This is a genomic window from Streptomyces flavofungini (genome assembly GCF_041028215.1).
Classification (GTDB): domain Bacteria; phylum Actinomycetota; class Actinomycetes; order Streptomycetales; family Streptomycetaceae; genus Streptomyces; species Streptomyces flavofungini_B.
Genome location: NZ_JASKYR010000260.1, coordinates 1 through 10,837, shown reverse-complemented (window position 1 = coordinate 10,837; position 10,837 = coordinate 1). Strand labels below are relative to the sequence as shown.

The window sequence follows — 10,837 nt, the reverse complement described above, 5'->3', positions numbered from 1 at the left end:
CGGCGACGCGTTCGGCGTCCCGGATGTCGCACTCCGCCGCCGTCACCCGCCCGCCGAGCCGCGCGAACTCCGCCGCGATCGCCTTGCCGAGCCCCGTCCCGCCGCCCGTGACCACGACGACCGTGCCGTCATAGGTGCCGGGCGGCAGCGCGCTCGCCCCCGGCGGGGGAGGCCCTGGCAGCCCCGGCAGCGGCACTTCCGCCAGCGGCACTCCCGGCCCCGCGTGCTCCTCGGTCATGGCCGCATCGATACCGCGTACGGCGCGAGAACACCATGCCCGGCGCGGCCCAGGCCATGGCCCTCGTTCCGGCGCGGCCCAGCACATGGCCCTCGTTCCGGCACGGCTCAGCTCGCGAACCCGTGCACCCCGTCCCCCGCGACGCTCCGGGCCACCGCCGCCTCGGTCTCCGGAGAGAAGACCCCGGCCCTGCGCCGGGCCGCCTCCGCGTCGATGTCCGCCATCACCAGCTCGGCGTTGAGGGCCACTCCGGCCCGGTACCCCGCGCTCGCCGCGTTGATCACCTGCTCCATGGGCGACGCGGCGTTGCCCACCGCCCAGATGCCGGGGACGCTGGTCCTGCCCGTCTCGTCCAGGGCGGGGTAGGGCCCGAACGGGGTGTCCTCGGTGTGTGCGCCGAGCGCGTCGAGGAGGCCGGAGCGGGCCACCGGTCGCGCGGCGACGAAGAGCACCGAGCGCGGGACGACCCGCCCGTCCGTGAGCCGCACCCCCGTGAGGCGGTCGTCCTCGACCACCGGGCCCGCGACCTCGCCCTCGACGACCGAGACCCCGGCAGCCGCGAGGCGCTCCCACTCCGCGTCCGGCAGCTCACCCACCTTGTCGAGGAAGAGCGTGACGTCCTTGGACCACTGGGTGACGAGCAGCGCCTGGTGGCTGTTGAACGGCTCCGACGCCAGTACGCCGAAGGCCTCGTCCCGCACCTCCCAGCCGTGGCAGTACGGGCAGTGCAGCACGTCGCGTCCCCAGCGCTCGGCGAGGCCCGGCACGTCCGGCAGCTCGTCCACGAGCCCGGTGGCGAGCACCACCCGGCGGGCGCGCACCGACGGGCCGTCGGCGAGGGAGAGCGTGAAACCCCCGCGGCCGTCCGGGACGACGGCGCCGACCAGGTCCCGGACGATCTCCACCCCGTACCGCGCCAGCTCGCGCCGCCCCTCGGCGAGGAACTCGGCGGGCGGCATCCCGTCCCGCGACAGGTAGCCCTGCATATGGGCGGCGGGCGCGTTGCGCGGTTCACCCGCGTCGACGACGAGGACCCGGCGCCGGGAGCGGCCGAGCACGAGCGCCGCGCTCAGGCCCGCCGTACCACCGCCGACGACCACGACGTCGTAAGCCGCGCCACCGTGCGCTGCGCCACCCGCTTCCGCGTGTGCTCCGTCGTGTGCTCCGTGCTTCCTGCTGTTACGGGTCATGGTGACCACCTCCACGCAGACCATCGCTCCGCCACTGCGGAAATGACAAGCCTCTTTGCCGATGCGGCAAGTCGTGCGTCATGATGGAGGCATGAGCGACACGTCGAGAGAACCCGCCGGGACCGAGGAGATGGACCAGGTCCTCACCGAGGTCGGCCCCCGTCTGCGCCGCATCCGCAGGGAGCGCGGCGCCACCCTCGCCGGTCTCTCCGAGGCCACCGGCATCTCGGTCAGCACCCTGTCCCGTCTGGAGTCCGGCCACCGCAAGCCCAGCCTGGAGCTGCTGCTGCCCATCGCCCGCGCCCATCAGGTCCCCCTCGACGAGCTCGTGGGCGCCCCGCCCGTGGGCGACCCGCGCGTACGGGCCAAGCCGATCGTCCGGCACGGCCGCACGATGCTGCCGCTCACCCGCCAGCCCGGCGGCCTCCAGGCGTACAAGGTCGTCGAGCCCGCCCGCACGGCGTGCGCGCCCGAGCCGCAGACCCACGAGGGGTACGAATGGCTGTACGTCCTCTCCGGAAAGCTGCGGCTGATCCTCGGCGACCACGACGTCCTGCTCGGCCCCGGAGAGGCCGCGGAGTTCGACACCCGGGTCCCGCACTGGTTCGGGGCGACGGGTGAGGGCGGGGCCGAGTTCCTCAGCCTCTTCGGGCCGCAGGGCGAGCGCATGCACGTACGGGCGCGGCCCACGCGCAAGGTGGAGGGCCACTGACGGTTCCCCTGGCGGCAAGCGACCGCTTAGTATGCGCAGGAGCCCGGTCTACGACAGCCCCGTGGAGGCCCCGCATGCAGGCATGGCAAGTGCACGAGAACGGCGAGCCGGGCGAGGTGATGCGCCTGGTGGAGATGGACCGCCCGCATCCCGGCGAGGGGCAGGTGCTCCTGCAGGTCCGCGCGGCGAACATCAACTTCCCGGACGCGCTGCTCTGCCGGGGCCAGTACCAGGTCAGGCCGGAGCTGCCGTTCACGCCGGGTGTGGAGATCTGCGGTGAGACCGAGGACGGGCGGCGCGTGATCGCCAACCCGGTGCTGCCCCACGGCGGCTTCGCCGAGTACGCCGTCGCGGACGCCCGCGCCCTGCTGCCCGCGCCCGACGCGCTCGACGACGCCGAGGCCGCCGCGCTGCACATCGGCTACCAGACGGGCTGGTTCGGCCTGCACCGCCGCGCGCACCTCCAGGAGGGCGAGACGCTCCTGGTGCACGCGGCGGCGGGCGGTGTCGGCAGCGCCGCCGTGCAGCTCGGCAGGGCGGCGGGCGCCCGGGTGATCGGCGTCGTCGGCGGCGCGGAGAAGGCGCGGGTCGCCCGCGAGCTCGGCTGCGACCTGGTCATCGACCGGCACGCGGAGGACATCGTCGGGGCCGTGAAGGAGGCCACCGGCGGCCGGGGCGCGGATGTGATCTACGACCCCGTGGGCGGCGACGCCTACGCCAAGTCGGCCAAGTGCGTGGCCTTCGAGGGCCGCATCGTCGTGGTGGGCTTCGCGAGCGGGGCGATTCCCTCGCCTTCGCTCAACCACGCGCTGGTGAAGAACTACTCGATCGTGGGCCTGCACTGGGGCCTGTACAACACCAAGGACCCCAAGGCGATCGCGCGCTGCCACGAGGCGCTGACCGAACTGGCCGCCAAGGGCGCCATCAAGCCGCTGGTGAGCGAGCGCGTCCCGATGGGCGGTGCGGCGGCCGCCGTGCAGCGCGTCGCCGACGGCGTCACCACCGGGCGCGTGGCCGTCCTTCCGCACGGGGCCACCGATACGCATGGGGCCACCGACACGCACGGGGCCACCGACACGCACGGAGGTGCCGCATGACCGACGCGAGCGCACTGCGGGAACGGACGCGGGAGTTCCTCGCCGCGCACCCGCCCGCCACCACCGGACGCGGCGACTTCTTGCGCGCCCGCTTCGACGCCGGACTCGCCTGGGTGCACTACCCCGAGGGGCTCGGCGGACTCGGCGCCCCGCGCTCCCTCCAGGCCGTCGTGGACGCCGAACTGGAAGCCGCGGGCGCGCCCGACAACGACCCCCGGCGCATCGGCATCGGCCTCGGCATGGCCGCCCCGACCGTCCTCGGCTTCGGCACCGAGGAGCAGAAGCGCCGCTTCCTCAGGCCGCTGTGGACCGGCGAGGAGGTGTGGTGCCAGCTCTTCAGCGAGCCCGGCGCCGGTTCCGACCTGGCCGCCCTCGGCACCCGCGCGGTCCGCGACGAGGCGAGCGGCGACTGGATCGTCAACGGACAGAAGGTATGGACCTCCAGCGCGCACACGGCCCGCTGGGGCATCCTGATCGCCCGCACCGACTCCGAGCGGCCCAAGCACCGGGGCATCACGTACTTCGTGTGCGACATGACCGACCCGGGCGTCGACGTGCGGCCGCTGCGGCAGATCACCGGCGAGGCCGAGTTCAACGAGGTGTTCCTCACCGATGTGCGCATCCCCGACGCGCACCGCCTCGGCGAGGTCGGCGAGGGCTGGAAGGTCGCCCAGACCACCCTGATGAACGAGCGCGTCTCCATCGGCGGCATGCGCATCCCCCGTGAGGGCGGCATGATCGGCCCGGTCGCCAGGACCTGGCGCGAGCGCCCCGAGCTGCGCACCCACGACCTCCACCAGCGTCTGCTGAAGCTCTGGGTGGACGCCGAGGTCGCGCGGCTCACCGGCGAACGCCTGCGCCAGCAGCTCGTCGCGGGCCAGCCCGGACCCGAGGGCTCCGGCATGAAGCTGGGCTTCGCCCGCCTCAACCAGGAGATCAGCGGCCTGGAGGTGGAACTCCTCGGCGAGGAGGGGCTGTTGTACGACGACTGGACGATGCGGCGGCCGGAGCTCGTCGACTTCACCGGCCGTGAGGCGGGCTACCGCTATCTGCGGTCCAAGGGCAACAGCATCGAGGGCGGGACCAGCGAGGTCCTGCTCAACATCGTCGCCGAGCGCGTCCTCGGTCTGCCCTCGGAGCCGCGCACCGACAAGGACGTCGCCTGGAAGGACCTCGCGCGATGAGCGACCTGCTGTACTCCGAAGAGGAAGAGGCGCTGCGCTCAGCGGTGCGCGACCTGCTCTCCGACCACTGCGACGCCACGGCCGTGCTCGCCCGCGTCGAGACCGCCGAGCCGCACGACCGCGAGCTGTGGAAGGCCCTCGCCGACGGGATGGGCCTCGCCGGACTGCTGGTCCCCGAGGAGCTCGGCGGCCAGGGCGCGACGCACCGCGAAGCCGCCGTGGTCCTGGAGGAGCTGGGCCGGGCCGTGGCGCCCGTGCCCTATCTGACCAGCGCGGTCGTCGCCACCGAGACGCTTCTGGCGTGCGCGGGCGAGCCCGCGCGGGAACTGCTCGGGGCGCTCGCCTCCGGCCGCACGGTGGGTGTCCTCGCGGTGCCGCTCCCGCACGCTCCCGGGGACGCGCGCTTCGTCGTACGGGAGGAGGCCGGGGCGCTCAGCGGCCGGGTGGGCGCGGTGGCCGACGCCGCCGTCGCGGACGTGTTCCTCGTGCCCACGGCCGACGGGCTGTTCGCGGTCGACGCCGCGCAGGACGGGGTCACCGTCGAACCGGCGGTCTCCCTGGATCTGACGCGTCCGCTCGCGGCCGTCACCTTCGACGGGGCACGCGCGCGTGCGCTGGCCCCGGACGCCGCCCAGGCGGTGGCCCGCGGGCTGCGGGCCGGGGCCGGGCTGCTCGCCTCCGAACAGCTGGGCATCGCCGAGTGGTGTCTGACGGAGACGGTCCGGTACGTCAAGGAGCGGCACCAGTTCAACCGGCCCGTCGGCTCCTTCCAGGCGCTCAAGCACCGGCTCGCGCGGCTCTGGCTGGAGGTCGTCAACACCCGCGCCGCCGCCCGCAACGCCGCGGACGCGCTGGCGACGGGCTCCGGGGAGTCCGGCCTCGCGGCGGCCGTCGCCCAGGCCTACGCGGCTCCGGTCGCCGTACGCGCCGCCGAGGAGGCGCTCCAGCTGCACGGCGGGATCGGCATGACCTGGGAGCACCCCGTTCACCTCCTCCTCAAGCGCGCCAAGGCCGACTCGATCGCGTACGGCACGGCGGGACGGCACCGCGAAGCCCTCGCGGACCTGGTGGACATCCAGGCGCCCTGACCGCCCGGATAGACCCGTGCAGCCCACACGTACCGCGTGTGGGCTGCTTGTTTTACCCACTCCTTACGTAAGGCATAATTGCGACCCGTTCGCAACAACCGATGATCTTCAGTAGGGGTGTGGAGCATGAGGGCCCGATCGATACGAGCCGCGGGCGGCGCGGCGGCGGCCGTGGCGATGGCGGTCACGGCGTCCGCCTGCTCCGCCCCGGGCGACGGCGGCGGCTCGGGCGGCGCCAAGGACTCGGCGGTCGTCGGCATCGCCTACGAGCCCGACACCCTCAGCCCGCTCCTCGGCTACGGCAAGGACGGCAACTCCAAGATCTTCGACGGTCTGCTCACGCACGACGCCGACATGAAGCTGAAGCCCGCCCTCGCCGCCGAGCTGCCCAAGGTCACCGACGGCGGCAAGACCTACACGTACCAGCTGCGTAAGGGCGTCAAGTTCAGCGACGGCAAGCCCTTCTCGGCCAAGGACGTCGTCTTCACGTACGAGACGATCCTCGACAAGAAGACCAACAACGCCTCCAAGACCGAGCTCGACGCCGTCAGAAGCGTCCGCGCGAAGGGCGACGACACCGTCGTCTTCGCGCTCAAGTACCCCTACGCGCCCTTCGCCGAGCGCACCGTCCTGCCCATCGCCCCCGAGCACGTCGCGGGCAGGCAGGACGTCAACAACGGCTCCTTCACCACCAAGCCGATCGGCACGGGCCCGTACAAGCTGGTCAAGTGGTCCAAGGGCGAGAAGCTCTCCTTCAAGGCCAACCCCGGCTACTGGGGCGGCGCGCCGAAGGTGAAGGACTTCACCATGGCGATCATCAAGGACGACGACATCCGCGCCACCCGGCTCGACGCCGGTGAGCTCGACGGCGCGATCCTGCCGCCCAACCTCGCCAAGAAGTATGAGAGCGACGGCGACAAGAAGACCTATGCCGCCAAGACGTTCGACTACCGCGTGGTGACGCTGCCCACCGGCAACAAGGTCACCGGCGACAACGCCGTCCGCCGCGCCCTCGACGTCGGCGTGGACCGAAAGGCCATGGTCGACTCCATCCTGGACGGCGCGGGCAAGGAGGCCTACGGGCCCGTCCCGACCGACAGCCCCTGGTTCACCAAGGGCACCGAGCGCGAGTTCGACGCCGCCAGGGCCAGGAAGATCCTGGACGACGCGGGCTGGAAGCCCGGCAAGGACGGCATCCGCGAGAAGGACGGCGTCCGGGCGACGTTCCCCCTCTGGTACCTCTCCGGCGACAAGCTCCGCCAGGAGCACGCCCTCGCCTACGCCTCCGACGCCAAGAAGATCGGCGTCAAGGTGGAGGTGCAGTCCGGCACCTGGGAGGTCATCCAGCCGCGCATGCCCAAGGACGCGGTCCTCGCGGGCGGCGGCTCCCCGGCCGACCCGGACTTCGACCAGTACACGCTCCTGAAGTCCTCGCTCGCCGGTGACGGCTTCAACAACATGGCGCACTACGACAACAAGAAGGTCGACGACGCCCTGGAGGACGCCCGCAGGAGCGGCGACCACGCCGAGCGCCAGGCCGCCTACGACACCGTCCAGCGTGAGCTCGCCAAGGACCCCGGCTACACCTTCCTCACCCACATCGACCACCTCTACGTCGTCGACAAGCGCTTCGGCGACCTCACCACCCAGACCGAGCCGCACGACCACGGCCTCGCGTCCGGCCCCTGGTGGAACGTCGAGGACTGGCAGTCCGAGAAGTGACACCGGCGATATCGAACACACCGGGGCGGGCGGCACGCCGTCGCCTGCCCTGGGGGCCGATGGCGCGCCTCGCGGGACGGCGCGCGCTCTTCGCGGTGCCCGTGCTGCTCGCCGTCACCTTCGGCGTCTTCGCCATCGCCGCCGCGTCGCCCTTCGACCCCGTCAAGGCGTACGCGGGCACGGCGGGCCTCACCGCGTCCCAGGAGAACCTCGACCAGCTCCGCGCCAACCTCGGCGTCGACAAGCCGCTCGCCGCCCGCTGGTGGGACTGGCTCACCTCGGCCCTCACCGGTGACCTCGGGGACTCCAGCGCGCTGCGCCAGCCCGTCGCCGACGTCATCGGCGAACGCGTCGGCTGGTCGGTGCTGCTCGCCGCGACCGCCTTCCTCGTCGCGATCCTGCTCGGCACCGCGCTCGGCGTCCTCGCCGCGCGCCGCCCCGGCGGCTGGCTCGACCGGGCGGTCACCTCGCTCGCGTACACGCTCGAAGCGGCGCCGCCGTTCTGGCTCGGGCTGCTCGCCGTCTGGCTGTTCGCGCTGAAACTGGGGGTGCTGCCCTCGGGCGGCCTGACCGACACGGCGAGTTCCACTGTGACCGCCGGGCAGGTCGCGAGCCACCTCGTGCTGCCCGCGGGCGTGCTCGCCGTCTCGCAGCTCCCCTGGTTCGTCCTCTACGTGCGCCAGGGCGTCGGCGACGCACTGGGCGACGACCCCGTGCGCGGCGCACGCGCGCGTGGCCTCGCCGAACGGACCGTGCTCCTCGGCCACGCCCTGCGCTCCGGCATGCTGCCCGTCCTCACGCTCATCGGCTCCCGCGTCCCCGAACTGATCACTGGAGCGCTGCTCGTGGAGACGGTCTTCAGCTGGCCCGGCATCGCCGCGGCCACCGTGCAGGCCGCGACCGCCGTGGACTTCTCGCTGCTCGCCGCGCTGACCGCGCTGGCCACGGCCGCGGTCCTGCTCGGCAACCTCGTGGCCGACCTCCTGTACGGCCTCGCCGACCCGAGGGTGGGTTTCGATGGCTGACCTCACCAAGGCGCCCGCCCCCGCATGGCGCGCCCGGGGCGGCGTGCGCCGCTCCACGCGCGCGTGGCGGGTGCGCACCTCCGCCGTCCTCGTCGCCGCGGTCGTCCTCGCCGTGCTCCTGGTACCGCCGCTCGTCCACCTCGACGAGCAGGCCGTCGACCTCGGGGCGAAGCTCAGGCCGCCGTCGCTCGCGCACCCGTTCGGCACCGACGACGTCGGCCGTGACCTGCTGCTCCGCTGCGTCTACGGGCTGCGGGTCTCGCTCCTCGTGGGCGTGGTCGCCGCGGTCGTCGCCACCGTCATCGGCACCGCCGTCGGCGCGCTCGCCGCCGCGTCCGGCGGCTGGGTGGACCGGGTCGTCATGCGGCTCGTGGACGTCTTCTCCTCGGTGCCGCACCTGCTGCTCGGCATCTTCATCGTGGCGATGTTCCGCCCCGGCGTATGGCCGGTCGTCGTCTCCGTGGCGCTCACGCACTGGCTCTCCACCGCCCGCATCGTGCGCGCCGAGGTACTCTCCCTGCGCTCGCGGCCCTACGTCGACGCCGCCATCTCCGGCGGCGCCTCACGGCTGCGCGTCGCGGTGCGGCACCTGCTGCCCGGCGTCCTGCCGCAGGCCGGACTCGCCGCCGTACTGATGGTCCCGCACGCCATCTGGCACGAGTCCGCGCTGTCCTTCCTCGGCCTCGGCCTGCCCACCCACCAGGCGAGCCTCGGCACCCTCGTGCAGAGCGCGCGCGGCTCGCTCCTCGCGGGCGACTGGTGGCCGACGCTCTTCCCCGGCGTGTTCATCATCGTCCCCACGCTGGCGATCGCCGGCCTCGCGGGCGCCTGGCGGGAGCGGATCAACCCCCGGCGCCGATCGGAGCTGATGCTGTGAAGCCCGTCCTGTCCGTGCGAGGCCTCTCCGTACGGTTCCGCATGCGCGGCGGCAGCCATGTCTCCGCCGTCACCGACGCCACCTTCGACCTCGCGGCGGGGGAGTGCCTCGCCCTGGTCGGTGAGAGCGGCTGCGGCAAGTCGGTGCTCGCCTCGGCGCTGCTCGGCCTGCTCCCGGAGAACGCCGAGACGGCCGGGTCCGCGCTCCTCGGCGACGGTGGCGATGACGGGGCCGTGGACCTGCTCGCCGCCGACGAGCGCACGCTCGCCCGCTCTGTGCGGGGGCGGCGCGTCGGCCTCGTACCGCAGAGCCCGGCGGCGCATCTGACGCCGGTGCGCACCGTGCGCTCCCAGCTCCAGGAGAGCCTGCGCGAACTCGCGGGCGTACGGCGGCCGGGGCTGCGGGCCGCCGCCGAGCGGGCCGCCGAACGGGCCGCGTTCCCCGCCGGGCACCTGGACCGCTACCCCCACGAACTCTCCGGCGGCCTCGCCCAGCGCGCCGCCACCGCGCTCGCCCTGATCGGCGACGCGCCGCTGCTGCTCGCCGACGAACCCACCACCGGGCTCGACCGCGAGCTGGTGGACCGCACGGTCGACGAGCTGCGCCGGCACGTGGGCGAGGAGCGCGCGCTGCTCCTGATCACGCACGACCTGGCGGCGGCGGAGCGGATCGCCGACCGGGTGGCGGTGATGTACGCGAGCCGGGTGGTGGAACTGGCCGACGCCGAGACCTTCTTCGGGGCACCCGGCCCCCGCCACCCCTACGCCCGTGGTCTGCTCGACGCCCTTCCCGAACGGAGGTTCACGCCCGTGCCCGGCATGCCGCCCGAGCTGACGGCGCTGCCCGAGGGGTGCGCGTTCGCGGCGCGCTGCGACCGTGCCGACGCGGCGTGCGCCGTCCTGCCGGGGCTCGTCGGCGGTACGGCCTGTCACCACCCCCACGCGGACGTGCTGGAGGCGCCCCGTGCTTGAACTGCGCTCCATCACCGCCGGTTACGACCGCGGGGACCCCGTCATGCGGAACGTGGACCTCACCATCGCGCCCGGCGCGTCCGTCGGGCTCCTCGGGCCGAGCGGCTGCGGCAAGTCGACCCTGGCCCGCGTGGCCGCGCTGCTGCACCGCCCCGATTCCGGTCAGGTCGTCATCGACGGCGAGGCCGCGCGCGGCTGGCGCCACCGGGCACCCCGCGAGCAGCGCACCGCCTTCGGCGTCGTCTTCCAGCAGCCGAGGCTCTCCGCGGACCCCCGCCTGACCCTCACGGACCTGATCGCGGAGCCGCTGCGCGCGGTGGGCCGGGGCTCCGAGGCCGCCGCGGAGGTACCCGGCCTCGCCGCCCGCGTCGGCCTCGGCGCCGACCTGCTCGGCCGCCGCCCCCACGAGGTGAGCGACGGCCAGCTCCAGCGCGCCTGCCTGGCCCGCGCCCTGACGCTCCGCCCCCGCTGGCTGATCTGCGACGAGATGACGGCGATGCTCGACGCCTCCACGACGGCGGCCCTGGTCCACGTGGTGGAGGAGTACCGCGCCGAACACGGCGCGGGCCTGCTGGCCGTCGGCCACGACCGCGTCCTCCTGGAGCGGCGCGGGGGAGCGGCGCGGCGCGGGTGCGGCGCGTCGCGGCCGGGTGCGGCGGGGATACAGGGGAAGGGCCCATTCGAGACGGGACGCGAAGGGCGGGATTCGACCGCTCGTAACCCGCCGTCAAGG

The 10,837-nt window shown here is 73.7% G+C and carries 10 protein-coding genes and 1 pseudogene; 9 read left to right on the top strand and 2 right to left on the bottom strand.

What is annotated here, in order from left to right:
- Positions 1 to 238, bottom strand: a pseudogene (locus AB8Z36_RS19185) (hypothetical protein); the annotation flags it as partial.
- A gap of 107 nt (positions 239 to 345) precedes the next feature.
- Complete coding sequence (locus tag AB8Z36_RS19180) at positions 346 to 1,428, bottom strand: NAD(P)/FAD-dependent oxidoreductase (RefSeq protein WP_369214560.1); 1,083 nt, start codon at positions 1,426 to 1,428, stop codon at positions 346 to 348.
- Positions 1,429 to 1,519: 91 nt separating this feature from the next.
- Between AB8Z36_RS19180 and AB8Z36_RS19175 the strand changes: the two genes are divergently transcribed.
- The 9 genes from AB8Z36_RS19175 to AB8Z36_RS19135 all read left to right on the top strand — a co-directional run.
- A complete protein-coding gene (locus AB8Z36_RS19175; RefSeq protein WP_369214558.1) occupies positions 1,520 to 2,140 on the top strand; it encodes a helix-turn-helix domain-containing protein in 621 nt (206 codons plus the stop codon).
- Between the two features lie 74 nt (positions 2,141 to 2,214).
- Positions 2,215 to 3,237, top strand: a complete 1,023-nt coding sequence (locus AB8Z36_RS19170) for an NADPH:quinone oxidoreductase family protein (protein WP_369214557.1) — start codon at positions 2,215 to 2,217, stop codon at positions 3,235 to 3,237.
- A complete protein-coding gene (locus AB8Z36_RS19165) occupies positions 3,234 to 4,421 on the top strand; it encodes an acyl-CoA dehydrogenase family protein (RefSeq protein WP_369214556.1) in 1,188 nt (395 codons plus the stop codon). Before AB8Z36_RS19170 ends, AB8Z36_RS19165 begins: the two co-directional genes overlap by 4 nt.
- Positions 4,418 to 5,509: an acyl-CoA dehydrogenase family protein gene (locus AB8Z36_RS19160; protein ID WP_369214555.1), complete on the top strand. Its 1,092-nt coding sequence runs from the start codon at positions 4,418 to 4,420 to the stop codon at positions 5,507 to 5,509. The genes AB8Z36_RS19165 and AB8Z36_RS19160 overlap by 4 nt, the downstream gene beginning before the upstream one ends.
- Before the next feature lie 126 nt (positions 5,510 to 5,635).
- On the top strand, positions 5,636 to 7,231 hold the full coding sequence (locus AB8Z36_RS19155; protein ID WP_369214554.1) for an ABC transporter substrate-binding protein: 1,596 nt from the start codon (positions 5,636 to 5,638) through the stop codon (positions 7,229 to 7,231).
- 59 nt (positions 7,232 to 7,290) lie between these two features.
- A complete protein-coding gene (locus AB8Z36_RS19150) occupies positions 7,291 to 8,256 on the top strand; it encodes an ABC transporter permease (RefSeq protein ID WP_369214553.1) in 966 nt (321 codons plus the stop codon).
- Positions 8,249 to 9,133 (top strand): ABC transporter permease, encoded by an 885-nt coding sequence (locus tag AB8Z36_RS19145; protein ID WP_369214552.1) that lies wholly within the window; start codon positions 8,249 to 8,251, stop codon positions 9,131 to 9,133. Before AB8Z36_RS19150 ends, AB8Z36_RS19145 begins: the two co-directional genes overlap by 8 nt.
- A 41-nt stretch (positions 9,134 to 9,174) precedes the next feature.
- The gene (locus AB8Z36_RS19140; RefSeq protein ID WP_369214562.1) at positions 9,175 to 10,104 is read left to right on the top strand and encodes an oligopeptide/dipeptide ABC transporter ATP-binding protein; all 930 of its coding nucleotides are present in this window, start codon (positions 9,175 to 9,177) and stop codon (positions 10,102 to 10,104) included.
- A partial coding sequence (locus tag AB8Z36_RS19135; RefSeq protein ID WP_369214551.1) for an ABC transporter ATP-binding protein occupies positions 10,097 to 10,837 on the top strand: 741 nt, incomplete at its 3' end. The genes AB8Z36_RS19140 and AB8Z36_RS19135, both read left to right, overlap by 8 nt.

Bases quoted from the DNA above. Each gene is read 5' to 3' on its own strand.
- AB8Z36_RS19180 (WP_369214560.1), bottom strand. From the start codon at position 1,428: ATGACCCGTAACAGCAGGAAGCACGGAGCACACGACGGAGCACACGCG.
- AB8Z36_RS19155 (WP_369214554.1), top strand. From the start codon at position 5,636: ATGAGGGCCCGATCGATACGAGCCGCGGGCGGCGCGGCGGCGGCCGTG.
- AB8Z36_RS19145 (WP_369214552.1), top strand. From the start codon at position 8,249: ATGGCTGACCTCACCAAGGCGCCCGCCCCCGCATGGCGCGCCCGGGGC.
- AB8Z36_RS19170 (WP_369214557.1), top strand. From the start codon at position 2,215: ATGCAGGCATGGCAAGTGCACGAGAACGGCGAGCCGGGCGAGGTGATG.
- AB8Z36_RS19165 (WP_369214556.1), top strand. From the start codon at position 3,234: ATGACCGACGCGAGCGCACTGCGGGAACGGACGCGGGAGTTCCTCGCC.
- AB8Z36_RS19160 (WP_369214555.1), top strand. From the start codon at position 4,418: ATGAGCGACCTGCTGTACTCCGAAGAGGAAGAGGCGCTGCGCTCAGCG.
- AB8Z36_RS19150 (WP_369214553.1), top strand. From the start codon at position 7,291: ATGGCGCGCCTCGCGGGACGGCGCGCGCTCTTCGCGGTGCCCGTGCTG.
- AB8Z36_RS19175 (WP_369214558.1), top strand. From the start codon at position 1,520: ATGAGCGACACGTCGAGAGAACCCGCCGGGACCGAGGAGATGGACCAG.
- AB8Z36_RS19140 (WP_369214562.1), top strand. From the start codon at position 9,175: ATGCGCGGCGGCAGCCATGTCTCCGCCGTCACCGACGCCACCTTCGAC.